The following is a 21838-nucleotide window of genomic DNA, read 5'->3' as shown; positions in this document are numbered from 1 at the left end:
TCATTTTCTTAGCTATCTGCCTTTTTTATCCATTCCTTCTGCATTGCCGCTTCCAGAAAACAATGAAGCAGCGGTTGGGAGAACGAGCCACATTCCCCGTTCAGGATCATTTGCAATGCTTCTCCATGAGTCAGTTTACTTTTATAGGGGCGAGGACTGATTAAGGCATCATATGCATCAGCCAGTCCCACAACCTGTGCACAAAGAGGAATTTCTTCTCCATGCAAACCATCCGGATACCCAGCTCCGTCATATCGTTCATGATGATGTCTGCAGATTTCATAACTAAGCGCATTTAATTTGTCTATAGTAAGACCTTTTGGAAACTTCTTTGTCATTTCAGCTCCAACCAGTGGATGTTGTCTCACGGTTTCCATCTCTTCATCTGTCAGCCTGCCATTTTTGTTCAGAATTTCAACAGGCACCCTGATTTTTCCAATATCATGAATTGGCGCCAAATGTGATACAGCTTCTACTTCTTCGTCTGTAATTCCATATTCCGGATAATTTTTCTGCAGTTGGAGATACATCTGCTTTGTAAAGAAAATAATATTGTCCTGGTTTTCCGCTTCTGATAAATTATTATGATCCAGAACTGTAGACAATAATGACACCATATTCCAATATTGCTTGGTCTTATCGCGCTCGTTCTTCTGGAGTTCTCGTTTCATTTCCATTACGGATCTGTAGGTTCTTTTTACATTATGTAATGTAATCATTGCTATATTATCTTTTATATCCACATATTTCTTAGCCCTCATCTTTATATAAGATTTTTCACTCTCTATTCTGCGGTATACGATATCCTGCTCTGCATAGCCATGAACCAGATTTTCTGTTAACTTATCGCTTAACAGGAAATCTCGTAGCTTTGATTTATCAGCATCATGAATAAATCTCTCTATATATATCTGAATAAACGTATCATAATCTTCTGTCTTCCTTGCTATTTCAAAGACCTCTTGATTATGTGAGTAAATGCATTCATACCTATTTGTTTTTAGATTTAATTTTAATGCTACATAAAACCTGTCAAAGTCCTTATCTGTGCAAACCATTGGTTTTTCCTGCTCCATAACTCCACCTCTTACGTAACTCAACCCTTAAAGGTACTAGTTTATGTCAAAAAAATATTCCTTAATACTATTTTCACATATAATAGTATATCGTTCTTTCTATTTTTTATAATGCACAAAATTTGCAAATATGGTGTGTGTATTTTGCAAGAAGTGTTCCATTATATGAATTTTTCCAAAAAGAAAAACGAACCACACTAACCATGTGATTCGTTATCTTTTATAACAATTCCAATATTTTTAATATTATAATTCCGTTTCGAACAGCTAATATCTCAGCCACATTGTCAAAATCCATTCCTGTCAATTCTACTATTTTCTGCAAACGGTATGAAACTGTTCGAGCATGCACGCACATTAACTCTGAAGTTTTTCGAATACTTTGTTTATGATTCAAATAGCATTCCAGCGTATCAATCAGTTCTCCATTTTTCTGAACATCATACTGATGAATCTCATGGACTGTATCTGGTATATATGTTCTTAATTGCTTTTCATCCTTAATATTTGTAAAAACATGAAAGAATCCTAATTTTGAACAATCCACTACTGACTTCTGTATATCACCTGTTATCTTTCTAATGACATCAATGTATTCTATTGCAGTTTTAGAATCTTCAAAAGAATCTTTCAAATCATGATAACCTTTAACACTTTTTCCTATCCCAATCAGGAATTCAAATTGTTCTTTTCTATCTGTCAATTGATCTTGCGTTTCTTTTTGAAATTTTTCCAGCTTTCTTCGAAATTCCCGTTTTCCTTCTTTTTATTTTCCTTGTGAATATATATGATTCGATTTGTATTACAAAAAATATACTCTTTAGGTAGAAATTTTAAAACTGCTTTTTCTACAATCTTTGTCTCTTTTCTTTGTTCAGCACTGAAATTTTCTTTATTGTTTCCAGATTTCAAATAAAATGTGATAACCCGATATTCATCTGTTGCATTAAGATCAAGCAGATTTGCAACATCCTCTTTCTCTGATTCTGACAGCGATCCATTTAGCATTCGATATTCTAAATCTCTATGATATTTCTTTTCAATACTCTTTACCGTTTCATTTTGAATTAAAAAATATAATAAAGCTGAAACTGCCCCCTCTAATGTTATAAAATCTAATTCCATTAATGGTTCGTTTATCTCTGATATTAGCAAATAATACTTACTCTGACCGAAAATGTCGATTTCTTTTATATATTCAACATTATTTCTTTTTTGACGTATATATTCAAGCTGCGTAATGATATTAGGCACATATTTTGGGCTATCCTTTAAAATTTTTAATTCAATTGGTTCTGATGTACTTGAATACATATTATGAAATTGTGCGTCATACAAAGCAACAGGATTTCCAAGCATAGTTTCCAGACCACAAATCAATTTCTCTATTGCTTTCTCTCTAATAGCTCTTCCAGCAAAATACTGACTGATTTCATCTCGAGTTAATTTAGAATAAATAAATTTTGCAACTACGATATTACTACATATTTGAGATAGTACATACTTAATAACCAACCAGTAACTGATATCCTGTGGAAGTTCCAAAACAGGTATATTGTGTTCTTCACAAAAACATACCAAAGTTTCAAACAACTTATTTAAATGAGCTGTATTCTGCTTTCTTTTCACAATAAATCCACTTATCTGCTTTTTATTTAATTCATTTAAGTGACTTACCATCATATGATCATCTAGTTTTTCATAAGCGGGCAAAGAAGTTAGGAGCAACTCACCCCCCCCAGAAAATTTTCCATGTTGGGAGCTACAATAATTCGAACTCCTCTTATTTCTCTATTGATTCCTGAATTGTCACTAATTAATTTCATCCCTGGGAATTTGTTTGAGTCAATAAAATTTTTTATTGTGTATCCAATTCGTGTTGTACCTCCGTATTTTATAGTATATGTTTATCTAAAACCTAAACATCTGCCAATGATATAGCGGTATTATAGCAAAAAGTAATATTATTTTCCACCTTAAGTAATCTGTATTTTCGCAAATAAATACAGCAAAACTTTATTTATACACTAAAAAAAGATGCAGGAATCAACTTCCCACACCTTCATTAGTAGCCTGGTATCCGCTATTCTAGCACCCCTGTTTATCTCACACCTCAATCAGCTCCTCTCTCCGGCTTATCTTTTCCCTGTTTTTCTTGAATAATCTTCTTATTGATTTCAAGCCGTTCATGAATGGATAATTTCTTATCTTTTCCATCTACCATCTGCTTCTGCTGTGCCGTTTTTCTATCTGTCTTTCCTGCATCCTTAACCACTGCATTCGCTTCGGTACTTGTTACTCGCTCATCTGCTCTTGGGCTTTGTCTGTACATATACATCTGATCGTTTGCTTTCAACTCCTTGTTGTACTCTCGCATCAAATTGTAGGCATACGCTTTAGAAACACCAAGAATTGCCCACACATCATCCACATCCATATACATTTTTTCCTGCACTATACTCATATCGCTTTATCCTCCTTCAAATATTGCTCAACATGTTCCAGACCATAAATCTTGTCCTCTACATAACGGGTTGGCACCCGACCGAGAATCACATAATAGTTCTTACTTGCCAGATCAGCATTCATTCTTTCCACCACCCGGTAAGCAAAAGAAACTGATAACTCAAAGAGTTCGGCAATGTCTTCCACTGATAAATACATTTTTCTTTTACGCATGAAACCATTCCTTTCCTTCTTCCTGTGGAATCTCACAGGTATCTTCTACCCCGTAGAAACGCTTCACAAAATACTTTGTCGGAACTTTTCCTCTAAGCGTCAAATATCCCTGTTCTTCCAGCTCCTTATTCAGATTGCCAATGATCTCATAAGCCGATGTCTGTTTCACCTCCAGAAGTTCACATATATCAGCTGCCTTTAAAAATAATTTGTTCTGCATAATCAGTACCTCCTGTATTTTGAATATTTATCTCTTCATATACTCTGTACTGGCAGATGCAAAATCGGACATCATTTTCCGAAATTTAGCAAATTATTTTAATTTTACAGTTTCCATATGTGTTATCTCTGAATCATGGAGTTTATATCATTGAAAAAGGGTATAAAAAAACAGTCTGCCCTGACGGAAAATATTTCCATCAAAACAAACTGTTCTTCATATTCACACTAATTATATTTTCTGAGCATAGTTACTTTTTGCGAAAATCTCAGATAACTCCGGAAAGAAAACAAAGAAAAAAAATATTTTTTAACTCCATTTGCACTCCACTGGAACATCCAGACAGCCCGCAAAGCCTTTATTTATGGGCTTTTTCGCAATTTAGTCCGCTACTCAAACTCTACAAAGACTAACGCTTTTTGTTTAGGAATTATTCTCTGTAATGTTTCTCGTTCTTTTGATTATTTGATATATCCATATTATCCTGCCTATACGAGCTAATGTTATCATTTTGTTATCGGCATTGATAACACCTACTCGATAACTGTGGATAATAACTATATGTAGCATGTCAAATTATAAGCTATTTTGCTTAGAGATTCAACACAAAACTGAAATTTTACTTTTCCTTATATTCATCTGGTATTGCTATTTGAAATGTTTCACACAACAGCATCACATCATGCACATCATTTTTATCGTGTTCATATCCCAAATGAAGCATTACCTGACTCAATGGTTCAATACAAGAAACAGTTATATCTCCAACTTTTCCAATACCGGAAAAAGTTTTTGATGGAAATATATCTCCCTCATAAACAATTCCGTCATCTGTAAATTCAAAACAATGTAAATCAATGATTCTTTGTTTATCATCTTTCCAGACAGTATGACCATCCGTTGTATAATCAGTATTTACTTCCTCAAATCCATGCTGCTTAATCACATAAATATAATCATGATAATGTTTCAGTTCAACAAACAAATCAATATCATTGTGTATTCTTGATTCTCTTTTAAGAAGTGCATCAACACCCCATCCGCCATCTAAATATACTTTAATTTCGTTTTGCAAAGCATATTTTATAATTTCACATGCATCTTCTGTACGTACCATAATCTATCCTCCAAATTCAAATCTTTGTATGCTTTCCAACTCACTAAAAGCCTGAAATTTGTCAGTCTTTCATCCTTTTTGTTATCAATCACCAATTAGCTGTAATCCATTAGGATTTAGCTGATATATTTTATCGCACACCTCTTCAATATACTTTCTATCGTGAGAAATGCTAATGACAGCCCCCGGAAATTCTCGGAGCATTTTTCTTATTACCGGACCGGACAATGGTGAAAAATTTCTTGTCGGTTCATCCAGAATAAGAACATTTGCACCACTTAAGCTCATCCTCAAGAGAAGCACTTTCGCCTTTTGTCCGCCTGATAACTCCCGAATCGGATGCTCCATTTCATCTGGTGTGTATTTAAGTGAACCAAGGTATGTTCTAATTCTTGTACGCTCTTCTTTATCTCCTGTTTTATCAAGGTAATCAACCGGTGTAACATCCAAATCCAGCAGGTCTTCATAAGTTTGAGGCATATATTCTGCTTTAATGTCATTCCGATTTAGGAGTTCTTCCGCTATCTTTTTTAGAAGAGTCGTTTTTCCTGCCCCGTTGGCTCCTATCATACAGATTTTTTCTGAACCTTTTATTTTTAAATGAATTCCTTCTGCTAAAATTCTTTTGCCATCCGGAGTCACAAGCTTTGAAAGTTCATATTCTATGACCGTTTTTCCTGCGGGAATGTGTGAGTTTTCATCCCCTAATTTGACAAAGATTGCTTCTTCCTGTTCCGGCATCTGAGTCATATTTTCATCTTCTTTTTCAAATCTTCGTTCCATTGCCTTAACCGTATGCATTTTGTCCTTTAAGTTTTTGGCAACAGACGGTGCTTGTCTGGTACAACTTCTTAATGCACCTTGTACACTCTGCATAACTCTTTGATATTTTTCATCGCGAATCTTTTTCTCCCTACGGTCACTCAGTGCCCGCTGTTTTTGGATTTCAAATTTATGAAGCCGTTCTTCCACATAGCGTCTATAGGGAAGCTTTGCCACGGTATATCTCGCCTTTGTTTTTCGTATAATCTGCTCGATATGTATCACCATGTTGGCAGTACGCTCTATCAGCGTTTCATCGTGTGAAATAAAAAGCACAATGTGCTTCCAGTCATTTATGATTTTTTCCAGTAATGTAAGCGTCGCAATGTCGATGTCATTGGAAGGTTCGTCCAACAACAGCACAGAAACATCGCGAATGAAAAGCCTCATAAGTTGTGTCTTGACTTTTTCGCCTCCTGAAAGACTACCCATTGTCTGGTTACTGTAGAAAAAATCATTTTTCATTCCAAATTTTCCCGCAATAACAGACAATTCTTTAGGCGTTTTCTCCCAGAATATTTCCTCTTCAGAAAAATATTCGTATATTGTTTTTTCCTTATCTTCATCGAGCATCTCCTGCGGAAGATAACCAAGACGTTCGTGTCCCATTATCCTTTCCCCATCTGCTTCTATATAGTTTTCTACAAGCGACGGATTGTATATCCACTTCATTAATGTCGATTTCCCATTTCCCTCTTCTCCAATAATAACTGCCTTATCTCCATCATTTAGCACAAGGTTGAAATCATTAAGAATTATTCTCAGGTCTTTTTTATGTGTTAAATTTAATTTTTTTATCTGCAACATTAAAGTTTCTCCTTTTCGAAGTCTGAGCCAATTATTATTTTGAACACACAAAAACGAGTCTTTTTTGCATACGCAAAAATAGACTCGCTAAATAGCCCCTTATTTCTTTTCCAAAAGGAAAACAAAGGAAATGCCTCTTGCGATAATCCAACTTAAGCGTACACAAAACAAACCTATTCTCTACAGGCTCAATAACTATATGTGTCTTACTTAAATCAAATTATCTATTAATCATTTCCTCACCTTACACAAAATGTGCCTTTCTTTCTTCTAATGGCAATACTATCATACTGTATTTTTTGTGTCAATACATTTCACCTTATGGAAGTGCAAATTAAAATTTTCACTTCCTAATTATACATCCAACCATTACGAAATTCAATCTTTCACAACCTCTTTACAACCACAACCACAGCACTCCAGCAAACGCAGGAGCACCATACCGTAAAACGCTTATGTGTAAATCAACTCCGTTCCTACAACTTCCCTCACACAAGCCTGAATATTATTCATTCTTCCAATCCATTCGTAGGGATTATCTTTCTTTAATTGTTCCGTCACATCTTGTCTGTCGGCATATTCCTTTACCAGTCGAAGAAACATATCCTCTGCTTGCTTATCGACTTCTGCAAGATAACTATGCAGCTTTCCGCTTGTCAGCAGGTTCATATATAACACTTTATAGTGTTCCTTTAAATGCCTTGCATGTCGTTTCCCCCATAAACCAATCGGCTCTATTTCTTCTTCGGCTGGTACTGTGATGTTCGGCAATAAATAATCACCCACCTGTCTATAAGTTCCGCCCATTTCTTCAAAAATTGTCTTTGTCATTTTCCTTTTCCTCCTGTGATTTTTGTCTATCGTGATCGTGTATTATCACGCTTGCGACCTTTAACTGTTCTTGCCTGCTCCAACAAATCATCTATCTGTTTGCGACCAAAAACCTTACGGAGCAGGCTGTAATCTTTATTTTCTGCTTTTAGGATTTTGTTTTCTTCGGTCAATCTTTCATTGACTTTCTCCAAACGCTGATTGGTGCGGTATAACTGTGCATTCGCTGTATTCAGCCTATGATAGTTGTCCCACCCCTCAAAGCAGCGGGCAAGCACCGTTTTGACAAGTTGCTTCAATTTCCTTACAACCGGCTCTGCCATTTTGGTTTTATATGCCTTTGCAGTCATAAATTTCTCTGGTTCTGGCAACTGATATTTCGGTGCAGTATCAAGCTCTATTTCAAGATTTGACAGCTCGTCTTTTGCCTTATCATAGTTCAATACTCGTTCCGACAACACATCAAATTCAATCTGTTTCTGCTCGATTTTCGCACCTAATGCCGCCACTTCTTTTTCTCTTTCCTGCTTTTTATAATCCAAAACAGAAAGATGTTTTTCGTGTGTGCCTAAATGTTCCCACTCAATCCCATAACGTTCCATCACCGCCGCAAGCTGTTCTTTTTCGGACTGTATCCATTGCGACCACTCCGTATCGCCACGACTGCCGCCCTTAAAACCTTGCGTTGCAAGAGCCTGCTTTAGTGACACTCTTGTATCAAGTCCACGCTTGCTGCCTGTGGTAAAAGGTACAAAATCTATGTGCAGATGTGGTGTAGCTTCATCCATATGCAGATGAGCCGAGAACACCCGAAGCTGTGGATTTCGCTCCTGAAAACCCTGATAGTATTCATCTAAAATCTGCTTTGCCAGTTCTCCGTTTTCCGTATCGGCGTTCATATTTCCCTTACCGCCCACCTGTAAAATGATTTCGTGGAACGGTTTTTCCTGCTTGGAACTTCGGATTTTTTCATAATAATCTTTTATCTTTCGGTCTGACCTTATCTGCTTGGCATTGTATCTTTCCAATGCTTCATCAAACAATTCGTGATAAACTGTCTTTATATTTTCATTGCAGTAGTCGATATTGAGATGAGTACGAGTTCCGTCTACATTTTCTGCTCGGAACTTTCGGCTATTGTGATTGACCGAGCCTTTACCGACCATTGCACTTATCGTTCTCTGCATTTTTTCATCTCCCATCTGTAAATTTCAACATTCTCAGGTTTTGTTACTTTTGTCAAAAGTAACGCAAAAGCACTTTTGACGGGTACACCCATCAAAAATGCGACCTGTAAACAGGTTTTGCGTTCTCCGAAGGCTCTCCGAGGGGTGAGCGTGTGCCGGTGGCACACACGCCTGCGAACCGACCGAGCCAGCAGGCGAGACCAAAGAGCCGCCTTTGAAAAGGCACTCTCTGCACACTCCCCTAAACTTTATCCGGTGTCAAAGTGTGACGATGGTGACAATGTTTTTCACAGCGTGCTGCTCTCAAAAACATTGACACCTTTGACACCGTTTGTCACGCCGTCTGCTCGGTTTCTTTCCAAAGTGAAACCTTTCTTCCGTCGTGTGTGCGGCTGTTCTGATAACGGATACCGTAATCACGAAACAGCCTGCTTGCGTTGATACTGAGCCTTAAAGAAAGTACATTCGGCTTTATATCCACCGCAAGCCTTTCGCAAAGTTCCGAAGCAGTTCCTTCCCATCTGTCACTTTCCGAAAAGAGCGTATCCGCTATCTTCTCAAGCAGAGGTTCGGGCGGTTCTTTCCACATCTCCGTTTCCGATTTTGCAAAGTTCCACACCAATCGCTCGCTGTCCCTTACAAGATGGATTTTCATATCCTGCTGGTCTCTGCCAGCAACATCAAGTGTGGCATTGTTGGAAGTACGCTTGTCCTTACTGAGAACAAATGCACCGTCTGCCGCACCCATCAGACCATTCGTGCCTGAAATCATATCGAATATATCTTCCGATTTTTGTTTGCGTGTATGATGAACAATAAGCATTGAAACCTTGTAACTGTCTGCCAACGCTTTCAGCCTTGCCACAACATCATAATCACTTGCGTAGCTGTAATCTGCTCCGCCTGCTTCACGCACACGCTTTAAGGTGTCTATGATAATCAAGCCTGTGTCTGGGTGTTCCCTCATAAACCCTCTTATCTGTTCTTCCAGTCCGCCATTGACCGTTTTACATTCCGTTGCGAAATACAGATTGCCTGTCTCCTTTGCACCGAACATCTGAAACAATCGCTTCTGCAAACGTGGGTAATCATCTTCAAGGGCAAAATAAAGCACCGTTGCCTTACGCACCTTATACTCCCAAAGCGGTGTGCCTGTGCTGATATGATAGGCAAGCTGTGCCATCATAAAGCTCTTTCCCACTTTCGGGGAACCTACGAAAAGGTAAGTTCCCCTTTGGAGCAGACCGTCGATAAGTGGTGTCTGAACCTCAAACACCGTATCATACAGCGTTGTCATTGATACTGTTTTCAGATAGGAAGGGTCTAACTGTCTGAGTATTTCCCTTTGCATTTCTTCAAAAGATTGCTCGTACCCCTTGAAATCCGTATCCTGATTGACTATACTATTGTCAGTACATTTGGAAAGTGACTGTTCCGCATCTGTTGCCGCAGATACATTTGGAATAGTCATTTCTTTTTTATTCTCCATTCGCATCCTCTCCTTTCAAACCGCCGAGAATAATGGAAATCAGTTCTATTACACTCAGCAGTTCATCATCCACACCTTTTCCTGCTTCAATCCTTTTCAGTTCCGCAAGGACTGTGGCAAATTCCGTTTTCAACGCCTTATACACTCTCGGATTGCCCTGTACCACCACATCCTAATTTAAGCAACGGCGGTAACAATACTCCTGTTTTGGCAATCCTGATAGAGCTACAGCTCTGTTAATGAGTTCGTTTTCTTCGGGCGATACTCGAAACCCTACTGTGATATTCCTCCAACGATTTTTGTTATCTCTGTTCTTAGCTGACATTTTCAAAATCTCCTTTCCCTAAATCATCTAATTTTTCTGCCATCTCAATCTGCTTTGACGGAAAGAGGTGTGCGTACTGATAAGTAATATCAATACTTTCGTGACCAACTCGGTCAGCAATCGCCACCGCAGAAAAGCCCATATCAATCAAGAGTGAAATGTGGCTGTGACGGAGATCGTGAATGCGGATACGCTTCACGCCTGCCGCCTTTGCCCCTCTGTCCATCTCGTGATGAAGATAGCTTTTCGTCACCGTAAAGATACGGTCTTTCTTCTTCAATCCGTAAAGCATACCGAGATATTCTTTCATTTCCTCACACAGAAACTTCGGCATTTTAATCGTGCGGTTGCTCTTTTTCGTTTTCGGAGAAGTAATCACATCCTGCCCTTTCAAACGCTGATAGGATTTATTGATTGTGACTGTTTCCTTATCAAAGTTGAAATCTGCCGGAGTCAAAGCTAACAGCTCGCCCTCTCGGATACCGCACCAGTAAAGCATTTCAAACGCATAAAAGGAAACAGGCTTGTCCATCATCTCAAAAGAGAATTTCTTGTATTCTTCCTTTGTCCAGAACAGCATTTCCTTGTGTTCCTCACGTCCCATATTTCCCACCTTTGCCGCAGGATTGGAACGCAGTTCATAGTAGCGGACAGCGTGATTGAAAATGGCGGACAACTGATTGTGCAGCGTTTTCAGATACGTCTGTGAATAAGGCTTTTTCTTCTCATCACGATAGGCAAGCATTTCATTCTGCCAAGTAATAATCTCCTTTGTGGAAATCTCGCTGATTTTCAGTTTCCCGAAATACGGAAGTATCTTTGTGCGTATGATATGCTCTTTGGTAAGCCACGTGTTTTCCTTCAAACGGTTCTTCACATCATTGATATAAAGCTCCGTAAAGGCTTCAAAACTCATATCAAGGTCTGAAGAAGTCTGCAATTTGAACATTCTTTCCCATTCCTGTGCTTCTCGTTTGGTAGCAAAGCCACGCTTGCATTTCTGCTTGCGTTCCCCTTTCCAGTTCACATACCTTGCCATCACATACCAAGTACCGTTATCTTCATTCTTAAATACCGGCATTTACATTTCCCCCTTTCCTGCTCCGTAGAGCCTTTCGTAAAAATACTGGCGATTTACACGCCCTGCAATCGTAATAAAGCCCTTTGCTTTCAATTCCTCATTTAATTGTCTGATGAGTTTATATGCATAAGGTTTTGATACGTTTAGTTCCTGAGCCACATCTTCGGCTCGGATAAATCTGTTTTCCATATCCTTTTTCTTCCTTTCTTAAAATAATTTTTTGCTTGCCGCTTTCTCCGTGTTAAAGTTCCAACAGGCACTCCTGCTTGTCGGCAGGCGCTGTGCTGTCCCAATGCACCGCAGTACATCAGGCGCTCGCTCGTATAGGGGTTCCCGAAAAGTCGGAGACTTTTGGGGAAGAGGAGGAGCAGTGCAGCGAATGAGCTTTTGTGCTTGCACACAAGCGAACGATACGGAACTTGCTCCGACGAGGTCTTGGCGGTTTGGCTTTTCGGACGGTCATTCAGTTGTCGCATTAAGCATATTTGTTTAATTCGTAATTTATTTTACTAAACATATTTGCTATTGTCAAGTGGTTGCAAAGAAAATATTAAACATTTTTGTTTCGGTTTTTCTTGACTTCCACTAAACATTTCTGCTATACTTATTTCACTAAATATAAAAGGAGCGTATCATTATGGCTATCAGCGAAAGAATACATTTTTTCAGACTAATGCGTGGTATGACACAAAAGTATCTCGGTACAGCAATCGGTTTTCCAGAAAAGAGTGCTGATGTGCGTTTGGCACAGTACGAAACTGGTACACGCAAACCGAAAGCAGACCTTACAAATGCATTGGCACAGGTGCTTGATGTTTCTCCACAGGCTCTTGATGTTCCTGACATAGACAGCTATATCGGTCTTATGCACACTCTGTTTACCCTTGAAGATATTTACGGTCTTACTGTCAGTGAAGCAGACGGAGAGGTATGCTTAAAGGTCAACAAGGACAAAGGCAGAGAAGCATATGAACTCCTCAAAATGCTGTATGCTTGGAAAGAACAGGCAGACAAGCTATCTTCCGAAGAAATCAACAGAGAAGAATACGATAACTGGCGTTACCATTATCCAGAGTTCGACACCACACAGCGTTGGGCAAAAGTTCCATCACAGGAATTAAGTGACGCTCTCGTGGAAGCATTCAAAGACCACTTGAAAGATAAATAAGCACCTACAGGACCTGCCACTGGCAGCTCCCTACAGATGCTTTGGCAACGACAAAAAAGCCCTTAACTATGGTTATTAACCACAGCTAAGGGCTTAGTTTATAATATGGAATTTGTTCAGAGCCAAGCTCCGAACTTTAGTCTGCAAGCCACCTGTTAATTGTTCCGTTACCCATAAACCACTGGATAACAAGAATAATGGCACTTGCTATGACTGTTATCAATTTGTTATCAAAAGACTAATCGAAATCGCTGAAACCCGCATAAACACTGGCTTTTTTAAGCAACTCGATTTATTCAAACTCGATCGTTGCCGGTGGTTTTCCGGTGCAGTCGTACATGACGCGGTTGATGTGTTTGACTTCGTTTACGATTCGACTGGTTGTTCTTCCGATGACATCCCACGGGATTTCGGCGCTTTCGGCGGTCATGAAATCGGTGGTGGTGACGGCGCGGAGGGCGATGGCGTAATCGTAGGTTCTTTCATCTCCCATGACTCCGACGGAGCGCATGTTGGTCAGGGCTGCGAAGTACTGGCCGATTTCGTGGGCGATTCCGGCTTTGTCGATTTCTTCGCGCCAGATCGCGTCGGCGTCCTGTACCATTTTGACTTTCTCGGCGGTTACTTCGCCGATGATACGGATGCCAAGTCCCGGGCCCGGGAATGGCTGACGGAATACGAGGTATTCCGGGATGCCGAGCTCAAGGCCGGCTTTTCTTACTTCGTCTTTGAAGAGGTTGCGCAGCGGCTCGATGATTTCTTTGAAATCTACGTAATCCGGCAGTCCTCCGACGTTATGATGGGATTTGATGACGGTGGATTCTCCGCCGACGCCGCTCTCTACAACGTCTGGGTAGATGGTTCCCTGTACCAGGAAGTCTACAGCACCAATTTTCTTTGCTTCTTCTTCGAAGACACGAATGAACTCTTCGCCGATGATTTTACGTTTTCTCTCCGGCTCTTCTACGCCTTTTAATTTTGCATAGAAACGCTCCTGTGCGTTGACGCGGATGAAATTCAGGTCGTATGGCCCGTCCGGTCCGAAGACTGCTTCTACTTCATCGCCCTCGTTTTTACGCAGCAGACCGTGATCTACGAATACGCAGGTCAGCTGGTTTCCGACTGCTTTGGAAAGCATAACAGCTGCTACGGAGGAATCGACTCCGCCGGACAGTGCGCAGAGGACTTTTCCGTCGCCTACTTTTTCGCGGATAGCTTTGATGGATTCTTCTACGAAGGAGTCCATGTGCCAGTCGCCGGCGCAGCGGCAGACATTGTATACAAAGTTGGAAAGCATTTTCTTTCCTTCTTTGGTGTGCAGAACTTCTGGATGGAACTGGGTTGCATAGAGGTTTTTCTCTACGTTTGCAACGGCTGCTACCGGACAGTCATCCGTATGGGCGATGATCTCGAAGCCCGGAGCTGCTTTGGAGATGTAGTCGTTGTGGCTCATCCAGCAGATGGTTTTTTCGGATACGTTCTCAAACAGTGCGGAACTGGTATCTACGGTTACCTCAATTTTTCCATATTCTCTGACCGGTGCTACTTCTACTTTTCCGCCGAGCAGATGCATCATCAGCTGTGATCCGTAGCAGATGCCGAGGATCGGGATTCCAAGTTCAAAAATTTCTTTTGTATAAGTCGGGGAATCCGGCAGATATGCGCTGTTCGGGCCGCCGGTGAAGATAATACCTTTCGGCTGAATTTCTTTGATCTTTTCGATGTCTGTTTTGTAAGAATAAATCTCACAGTAAACGTTGCACTCACGTACACGTCTTGCAATTAACTGATTGTACTGACCGCCAAAATCAAGTACGATAACCGTTTCTCTTTTCAAGAACGTTCCCTCCTGTTTTTTCTTCTGTGCATGATGAACTACATGCGTTTTTTGGGTTTGATGCTAATTATAGTAAAGAAACCGTAAAATTTCAACCCCTGAAGTACAGGAATCGTGTTCTTTTCGCTGTACTTCGGAGGTTTTTCTTTTTTTCGGGTCCTTATTCTCCGATGGTGATGGTGTAGCCTGCCTGGAAGGTTTCCCCGGCTTTCAGGTGCTGTTCGCCGTATTTGTCTTTTAATTCGCCGTCAAAGCCGACGTTGTCGCAGCGGCCGATCCATGGCTCGAGGCACACGAACGGGGCATCTGCTTTTGGCTTGGACCATACGCCGACGCTCGGGAAGCCTTTGCAGGTGAGAGTGACATACGGTTTTCCATCCACTTCTACGCCGACGCGCTCGACCTGGGTGTTGTCGAAGATCAGGGCGTCCTCGTCGAAAAGGGTTCTGGTGTACGGGATTCTGCCGTCCTGAAGTTTCAGTTTTCTCGGATGTGCGACATCGACGCCTGCTGTTTCCGGGTCGATCAGGACGTATTCGAGTTCGGTCTCGGTGTGGTTTTCCAGGCCTTTGTTGAAGACGATGTCATACTGTTCCGGAATCATGAATGCAGGATGTCCGCCGACGGAGAAGTACATGTCATCATCACCGGTGTTTTCTACGTTCCAGGTGATGGTCAGGGTTCTGCCGGAGAGTTCCTGGGTTACGGTGAAGGCAAAATCGAACGGGTAGACTTTTTTTGTTTCTTCGGTCGATACCAGGCGGTGTACTGTTTTGTTTTCGGTGTTTTCGATGCACTCGAATTCGTTGTCGCGGGCGAAACCGTGCTGGCCCATCGGGTATTTGACTCCTTTATGGGTGTAGAAGCCGCCGTTTACTTTTCCGACGAACGGGAACAGGACCGGTGCGTGGCGGTTCCAGAAGGCCGGATCGCCGATCCAGACTGCCTCACGGTCAGCCGCTTTATCGTAGATGCTGCTAAGTTCTGCGCCGTGATCGCTGATCTGCACGCGCAGGTTTTCGTTTTCCATGGTTCTCATACTCTGTTTCCCCCTGTTTTCTTTCATTTTTTGTAACTATTCAGAGCCATGCGAAATTGCATGGCGCTGAATAGTTACCATTTTTAGAATTTATTCCGGATAGACGAGACGGGATTCATCAATTCCGTACAAAACCTCATCCAGGTATTTTTTGCCAAGGTAATTTGCCATGGACAGATTCATATCCAGATAGTTTCCGCAGTCTTTCGGGGATGCACCCGGGACTTCGCCCTTGAAATCGCGGATAAATTCATACATTTCTATTACGAGTGAAACGATATCTTTCGAGCTGTAATCACCGGCCAACAGCAGGTAAAATCCTGTACGGCAGCCCATTGGACCAAAATATACGGTTTTATCTTTCCATTCTTCGTGATTGCGAAGGAACGTTGCGCCAAGATGCTCGATGGTGTGAACCTCAGCGGTATTCATAACAGGCTCATCGTTTGGAGATGTCATGCGCAGGTCGAAGGTTGTGATGACACTGTCACCTACGTGATCTTTTCTTGAAACGTAAATGCCTGGTTTAAGTTTGATATGGTCGATCGTAAAGCTTGCAATTTTTTCCATGACTGGTATTTTCCTTTCTTTCTGTCCTTTAATAGCTGCGGAGTTCATCATCGGTATCCGCAGTGTTTTCGATGGATTTGATGATGAGATCATAACTATAGGCATCGCTTACTTTTACAGTGACGCGGTCGCCGACTTTATGACCCAGAATGGCTTTTCCTAATGGCGAGTCGATACTGACGTATCCTTTGAGAGAATTACCACGAACGGTGGTGACAAGTTTGTAGGTTTCTGTCTCATCATCTTCTTCGATGTAAACCTGAACGGTATTGTTGATGCCGACTTCATCGTCCTTTGAGGTATCTGAAATAACGTGAGCGGTTTTAATCATTTTTTCCAGATAGCGGATGCGGCTTTCGTTGCGGTTTTTGTCCTGTTTAGCAGCTTTGTATTCAAAGTTTTCGCTGAGATCGCCCTGAGCGCGGGCTTCTTTTACAGCCTCGAGTTCTTTTGGACGGACAACCAGTTTGCGGTAGTCGATTTCTTCCTGCATTTTTTTAATATCGTTTTCGGTCAGTTTATCATACATGATTTTTCTACCTCTTTTCTTGTGAGGTTATTTTAGCACAGAATACGGCAAATTGGAAGTAGGAAGACAGCCACGGTAGAATCATGAGTAGAATCACTTTCTTACGCACCGGAACAGCAAATGTTCCGGTGCTGAATGAACTATAACGGTTCACTCAGCCGTGTCGCTTGGTTTTGAAGGCGGAGTTCCTTTGTTGTCGCTGTTATTTGGCATTTTTCCACCTTCGGGATCGCTCATTGTTTTAACAGACCGGGTTCCGGCGGTGGTGATGATGTCCGTGAGGGTGATCTCTTCGTTGTCGGTACCGGCAGCCAGAGTATACGTTGCGTCCAGTTTCATTTCTGGGCAGGTCAAAACGATGCTGGCGTAGGCTTTTTCGGGTGTGACCGTGAAGAGGGCACTTCCATCGCTGTCTGTCAGTGTGATGGTAGTGTCAGCGGACTGGGTTTCCGTACAGTAATAGGTGATAACGGGCTGGGTGGAAGCTTCGTCGAAGCTTTCCGTCATGCCGGCACTGCCGATAGCAGCTAAGGTTCCGCCGGTCACAATTGCACTTCCGTCGTAATCGAGGGCACTGTCACCATCGCTGGTCGGCCCGTACACGATCGTAGTTCCGCCGGTCACGAGAAGACCGCCGTTGGAATCAAGACCATCACCATCGGCGGATACGGTCAGGGTTCCGCCGGTAATTTTAATATAAAGCTCAGAGTTGCCTCCGCCGCCGGGGCCTCTCTGCATCATCTGTGGAGCATCGCCGTCAGACGGAGCGTTCCCCGGATCGAAGTCCTGCGGCGCATTTCCGCCAGACGGAGCGTTCTCCGGATCGAAGTCCTGCGATGGCTGCATATCGCTGCCGTTTTCTGTATCAGGCGGCATTTGCGGAGGTTCCTTTCCGTCTGCCGCACCGGATATGCTGCCATCATCACCGGAGTTTACGACAGCACTGCTATCGTCGTTTGAGCTTGCGGCATTGCTGTCATCGTCACCGGAACCGGCAGCATTGGCGCCATCGTCGCCGGAATTTGCGGCATTGATGCCATCGTCGCTGGCGTTTATGGTAATGTCACCGCCGTTGACCACGACGCGTTTTCCTTCCAGGCCTTCGTTGCTTTTTTCAACAAGGATCGTTCCGCCACGAATGACGGTGTCGAGCTCCGCATGGAAACCGTCATCACCGGAGTTTACGGTGATGGTTCCGTCATCGACAACGATGCTGCCGGTTGCATGGAATCCATCCTGTTCTGCCTTAACTGTAAAAACGCCACCGGCAATATAGATATTTCCAAGCTCTGCGTCATCCGTATTCTTCGCTTTGACCGCACTGTTTGCAGCATCAATGTCAAAGCTTCCATTCAGAATTTTAATCTGATCTTTGGCTGTGATCCCGTTGTCCGCAGCGACGATTTTGTAGGTTCCGCCGGTAATCACAAGGTCATCTTTGGATACAATCCCGTGTTTGTAGTCTGCCTCGATGGTCAGACTTCCTGTCCCGTTGCAGACAAGATCTGATTTGGAGAAGATAACGCCGTCTACCGTGTTGTCATCAATCTGAGTGTACTCGTTTCCACCGCCAAGCGTGTTGCTGCTGTTTTCAGCAAGCGTGATGAAAACTTTGTCCGCTTCGCGAACGTAGATGGCAGCATTCGTCTCACAGTTGATATGGACTCCATCGAGTACGATCTGAACCTTGTCGAAATCGGATGCGTCTACGATAATCTGGCCATCCTCAAGTGTTCCGCTTACGATGTAAACGCCTTCTTCCGTAATGGTAATTGTGCTGCCGTCTGCTTTGGCTCCGCTGCCGGAGACGGTAGCTGTCGTCTTATTAAGTGTAATTTTTACGGCTTCTGATGCTTTATAGCTTCCGCTCTTCTCACGGTCTGTGAATTCGGTATCGATGGTGGATTCGGTCAGTTCCAGATCGAAATCAATGTCGGAGGCACTTTCTATTGCATTTTCCGAAGCTATGCTCTCTGATGTGGCCGCCGCGTTGTCGGCAGATGTTTCGCCGGTTGACTCTGTACGGGCAGATTCGGCATTTACAGAGCTGGAAGATGTCACTGCTGTGCCGCATCCGCCGAAGGCCAGCAATGATACAAGAAACAGACTGACGACCGCGCCGGTCTCTTTTTTTCTGTTTTTATTTCTGTTTCGATTCATTATAATTCCTCCCTTCCGGTCTGTGCACGACTGCACAGGATTTCAAGGTTTCCGTTTCTGCAGCGGAGCTGGTCAATCATGTTTTTCTCTTCGCCTTCCTCGCGGAATACGATGCGATACTCCAGCTTGAAAAGACTTCCCATATTCGTGGTTTTTACCTGTACAAGCTCGCAACGGGTCAGATACCTGGCAAAGATATCGTCAAAAACACTGGTATAATCAAGGGACTCCGGTTCCAAGATTTCCATTGACGAGCATGATCACCATCTGTACGATCACAGGCATCAGAACAAGCGTGACAGCAAAGCTTTTGGTGCATTCACTTTTGTACCTGTAAACAGCAGCGATCAACAGTCCCAGAATCAGAGACACTGCTGTGCAGGCAAGGAACTGACCAAAGGTGAAGGCGGCGATTGTTTCTGTAAAAACGGAACTGAATATTGTGTTAAGCATAGCAAATTCCTCCCAGAATTTTTTTATTTTCTTGTCTATTCAGAGCCCCATCTCGATTCCGCTTACGCTACATCGCGATGTTGCTTCTCGCCATATGAAGTTCCAGAAAAACCGCTCATTCATGCAAGCATGATTCGCGATTTTTCTTCTATTTTGCATGGCTCTGAATAGTTACATTTTCTTTTTTTGTGAAGCAGATTATGTTTGAAAAAGGCTTTTCGCAAGCTGTAAGTCCACCCACTGCTTCTTGCTTTTCGCAATGGCCGCAGAGGACTTACCTGATTCAGCTAACGGAATGCTGTTTTTGATACGGTTTGCCGGATATCTGTGAATGGTATGAAAGCTTTTTCTTCTGATGCTTTCTGATTTTCGATCTGATAGGCAAAGCCGTATTTAGAAAATGATGCCGGATAGATTGCAAGATCATCCAGAATTTTGCTGAACCATAGGGGCACAGCACCTGGTGTTTTCACCTCCATGAGATACCAGCCTGGTTCTAAAAGTCTGGTTCCTTCCGTTGGACCGTCAAGACACAGATTGTCGGTACGCCATCGGATATTAGTGTCGAAGGTGACACGAAAGTTCCTGTCTTCCGTGCCGAAGCAGGCGATACGGTCGTAGGCGATGTACATAGCGGGAGCAAGCCCCCGGTAGTAGTTACGAAACCAGGTGATTTCGTGAAGAATCTGGCTGTCAAAGCCCGGTTCTGATTTTCCCGCAAGATAGGGAACCGCTTCTGATAATATCATGCGCTCGCGGCGTTTGTAGACGATTCCTTCATATTTTTTCTTTAGTTCTACGTAGATGGGGCTGGTCTCTTTGGCCGGACCATAACTGCGGAGTCGCAGTTTTTCTTTGTAGACGGGTTTTTCCAGCGAACGGCGGATGAGCTGGTGATCCGGGGTATCGTAATAGAGGCTGCAGATGGTATCAAGGCCGTATTCATCCATCTGCAGATGACCCGGAAGGCTCTTGCGAAGCTTGCGAGCCATGATCGGGGAAAGCATGTATTTTGTTTCATACCGTTGGAAGGTCATGGGAATCTGTTGGCTTTGCATCATAATCGATTGATCCTTTCGTTTGATTTACTTCCGGAAATGTTTTTTACATTTTTAAGTATAATGAGGAAACTTTAAAGGAACCTTAAAGAATGGACGGAAAATGTGAAAGGTTTGTGAAAAGACGGACCTCTGTAATCCGGATCGCTTTTTGAATACCATATAAAAAAAGAAAGAGCCGTTTCCGGACAAATTCGTTGGAAGCGGATTTGTTCGGAACGGACTCTTGTAGCCGATATGCAAAGTCATGAAACATATAAAATAGGAAAAGCGTCAAAAATCATCTTGGCCAGCGCTCTTTTCTGGACATGAGTGGCGCGAATGGTACATGAGGATGCGTCTGGTACCAGTAAGCTGTGGTAGCGACATCATCCTGACGTTCAAAAAGACCTCCATGACTGACGCCAATCTGCTGAAGGGTTACCTTAAGATCCTTCTCAAAAAGGATAGGATCAAGAAGGTGCCAGCGGTAGAAGCTGCGCTGTGGCATCTGATCATCATTGTGGTAATCATTATGAAGGAAGGTATCGTGGGTAGAGTAGTAAGGATAGCCAAGATACGGAGTACAGTACTGATTTTCGACGGTTTGGCCATTTTGCTGTGTTGCAAAGCTCCAGGCACCGCCGAAATAATCTTCTGTTCCGGTTCCGCAGATGGTTGGATAATCCTTGTCTCCATCGATGTAGAATTTCATCTCACCTTCTCCGTACCAGTAGCGTTCGAGGCTGGTCAGTGCAAGATAAGTTCCAACGTACTGGCCTTTCCCTTTGATGTTGTCGAGGACAACGTAGTCTTTTGCCTTTTCCGTGATACGCTGACGACGCCACTGGGCATGGAAATAGGCAGCATCTTCCGGAACCGTTGTCAGGCAATAGTCGATCTGATAAAAGAAGGCCGGAATCGGCTCATCACACTGATTTTCAATGGTAATACGGGCGTTTTTACGGAACGGCATCGGGAAATAGCTGTTGAAACCACGGGTCGGATTGACAGCAATCGGGACGGAATTTACCTGATAGGAAACACCGAAACCGCAGCAGAAGAAATCGCCAAGCGGGCATTCAACGGATGGGAATTCTTCATCGTCCCAGTACATGCGCAGAACAAGATCCCGCAGAACATAACGGTTGCGTTCACTGGTACGGTCTGTGACGGTGATCCAGATGTGCTGAATGATGCCTTCTCCCTGGATCTCACCAAGTGTTACGGTCTCTCCTGCTTCTATTTTCGGGATGCACGGGGAACCTTTTCTGGACGGACCAAGATCGCTGGATGCCATGCCGCCTTTTCCTTTTTCTCCGTTCCGGTTTTCCCAGTTGATGGAACGGGACTGTCCGCTTTTCAGCTGGAAAATGTTTTGTAAACCACAATCAAACATCATATATTCCTC

At 42.7% G+C, this 21838-nt stretch carries 21 protein-coding genes and 2 pseudogenes; 1 reads left to right on the top strand and 22 read right to left on the bottom strand.

All coding sequences use genetic code 11. The features are described 5' to 3' along the window. Positions 1-8: 8 nt before the first annotated feature. The 14 genes and pseudogenes from PGS38_RS07745 to PGS38_RS07680 all read right to left on the bottom strand — a co-directional run bounded on the left by PGS38_RS07745 (position 9) and on the right by PGS38_RS07680 (position 11823). Entirely contained in the window at positions 9-1076 is a 1068-nt protein-coding gene (locus PGS38_RS07745; protein ID WP_118600675.1) for an HD-GYP domain-containing protein, read from the bottom strand. Positions 1077-1296: 220 nt separating this feature from the next. Continuing rightward, entirely contained in the window at positions 1297-1779 is a 483-nt protein-coding gene (locus PGS38_RS07740) for a PucR family transcriptional regulator (RefSeq protein WP_158579541.1), read from the bottom strand. Further along, on the bottom strand, positions 1776-2804 hold the full coding sequence (locus PGS38_RS07735; RefSeq protein WP_118640014.1) for a hypothetical protein: 1029 nt from the start codon (positions 2802-2804) through the stop codon (positions 1776-1778). Before PGS38_RS07735 ends, PGS38_RS07740 begins: the two co-directional genes overlap by 4 nt. Positions 2805-3189: 385 nt before the next feature. Continuing rightward, positions 3190-3540 (bottom strand): hypothetical protein, encoded by a 351-nt coding sequence (locus PGS38_RS17785; RefSeq protein ID WP_242856687.1) that lies wholly within the window; start codon positions 3538-3540, stop codon positions 3190-3192. Then, complete coding sequence (locus PGS38_RS07725) at positions 3537-3755, bottom strand: hypothetical protein (protein WP_055227196.1); 219 nt, start codon at positions 3753-3755, stop codon at positions 3537-3539. The genes PGS38_RS17785 and PGS38_RS07725 overlap by 4 nt, the downstream gene beginning before the upstream one ends. After that, on the bottom strand, positions 3748-3975 hold the full coding sequence (locus tag PGS38_RS07720; RefSeq protein WP_008705329.1) for a hypothetical protein: 228 nt from the start codon (positions 3973-3975) through the stop codon (positions 3748-3750). Before PGS38_RS07720 ends, PGS38_RS07725 begins: the two co-directional genes overlap by 8 nt. 619 nt (positions 3976-4594) lie before the next feature. Then, positions 4595-5092: a nucleotidyltransferase domain-containing protein gene (locus tag PGS38_RS07715; RefSeq protein WP_009247521.1), complete on the bottom strand. Its 498-nt coding sequence runs from the start codon at positions 5090-5092 to the stop codon at positions 4595-4597. Between the two features lie 84 nt (positions 5093-5176). Continuing rightward, positions 5177-6721, bottom strand: coding sequence for an ATP-binding cassette domain-containing protein (locus PGS38_RS07710; protein WP_009247522.1), 1545 nt, complete (start codon positions 6719-6721; stop codon positions 5177-5179). Between the two features lie 453 nt (positions 6722-7174). Beyond that, complete coding sequence (locus tag PGS38_RS07705; RefSeq protein ID WP_009247523.1) at positions 7175-7552, bottom strand: TnpV protein; 378 nt, start codon at positions 7550-7552, stop codon at positions 7175-7177. A gap of 26 nt (positions 7553-7578) precedes the next feature. Beyond that, positions 7579-8718: a plasmid recombination protein gene (locus PGS38_RS07700; protein WP_019190307.1), complete on the bottom strand. Its 1140-nt coding sequence runs from the start codon at positions 8716-8718 to the stop codon at positions 7579-7581. A 355-nt stretch (positions 8719-9073) separates the two neighbouring features. Then, complete coding sequence (locus PGS38_RS07695; RefSeq protein ID WP_009247525.1) at positions 9074-10228, bottom strand: AAA family ATPase; 1155 nt, start codon at positions 10226-10228, stop codon at positions 9074-9076. Further along, positions 10218-10553 (bottom strand): annotated as a pseudogene (locus PGS38_RS07690) (plasmid mobilization protein). Before PGS38_RS07690 ends, PGS38_RS07695 begins: the two are co-directional and overlap by 11 nt. Further along, positions 10543-11634 (bottom strand): site-specific integrase, encoded by a 1092-nt coding sequence (locus PGS38_RS07685; RefSeq protein ID WP_009247527.1) that lies wholly within the window; start codon positions 11632-11634, stop codon positions 10543-10545. The pseudogene PGS38_RS07690 and the gene PGS38_RS07685 overlap by 11 nt, the downstream one beginning before the upstream one ends. Further along, on the bottom strand, positions 11635-11823 hold the full coding sequence (locus tag PGS38_RS07680) for a helix-turn-helix domain-containing protein (protein WP_009247528.1): 189 nt from the start codon (positions 11821-11823) through the stop codon (positions 11635-11637). Positions 11824-12271: 448 nt separating this feature from the next. Here PGS38_RS07680 and PGS38_RS07675 point away from each other — a divergent pair, with 448 nt between their 5' ends. After that, positions 12272-12802, top strand: a complete 531-nt coding sequence (locus PGS38_RS07675) for a helix-turn-helix domain-containing protein (RefSeq protein ID WP_009247529.1) — start codon at positions 12272-12274, stop codon at positions 12800-12802. A gap of 292 nt (positions 12803-13094) precedes the next feature. On the opposite strand, the gene guaA is transcribed toward PGS38_RS07675, so the two are convergent. The 8 genes and pseudogenes from guaA to PGS38_RS07635 form a co-directional block, all read right to left on the bottom strand. Beyond that, a complete protein-coding gene (gene guaA / locus PGS38_RS07670) occupies positions 13095-14639 on the bottom strand; it encodes a glutamine-hydrolyzing GMP synthase (protein WP_055218727.1) in 1545 nt (514 codons plus the stop codon). Positions 14640-14799: 160 nt separating this feature from the next. Then, positions 14800-15678, bottom strand: a complete 879-nt coding sequence (locus tag PGS38_RS07665; protein WP_055218725.1) for an aldose 1-epimerase family protein — start codon at positions 15676-15678, stop codon at positions 14800-14802. A 90-nt stretch (positions 15679-15768) separates the two neighbouring features. Beyond that, entirely contained in the window at positions 15769-16248 is a 480-nt protein-coding gene (locus PGS38_RS07660; protein WP_022462125.1) for an S-ribosylhomocysteine lyase, read from the bottom strand. Positions 16249-16276: 28 nt separating this feature from the next. Continuing rightward, positions 16277-16777: a GreA/GreB family elongation factor gene (locus PGS38_RS07655; protein WP_022462124.1), complete on the bottom strand. Its 501-nt coding sequence runs from the start codon at positions 16775-16777 to the stop codon at positions 16277-16279. A 150-nt stretch (positions 16778-16927) separates the two neighbouring features. Continuing rightward, on the bottom strand, positions 16928-18937 hold the full coding sequence (locus tag PGS38_RS07650; protein ID WP_118640005.1) for a carbohydrate-binding domain-containing protein: 2010 nt from the start codon (positions 18935-18937) through the stop codon (positions 16928-16930). Continuing rightward, positions 18937-19390, bottom strand: a pseudogene (locus PGS38_RS17930) (hypothetical protein). The gene PGS38_RS07650 and the pseudogene PGS38_RS17930 overlap by 1 nt, the downstream one beginning before the upstream one ends. Positions 19391-19677: 287 nt before the next feature. Beyond that, positions 19678-20451, bottom strand: coding sequence for a polyphosphate polymerase domain-containing protein (locus tag PGS38_RS07640; RefSeq protein ID WP_118640004.1), 774 nt, complete (start codon positions 20449-20451; stop codon positions 19678-19680). Between the two features lie 277 nt (positions 20452-20728). Next, a complete protein-coding gene (locus PGS38_RS07635; protein WP_055218718.1) occupies positions 20729-21826 on the bottom strand; it encodes a glycoside hydrolase family 172 protein in 1098 nt (365 codons plus the stop codon). Between the last annotated feature and the right edge of the window lie 12 nt (positions 21827-21838).

It is taken from the genome of Fusicatenibacter saccharivorans, assembly GCF_027667425.1.
Lineage (GTDB): Bacteria > Bacillota > Clostridia > Lachnospirales > Lachnospiraceae > Fusicatenibacter > Fusicatenibacter saccharivorans.
This window is presented reverse-complemented; position numbering and strand designations above follow the sequence as displayed.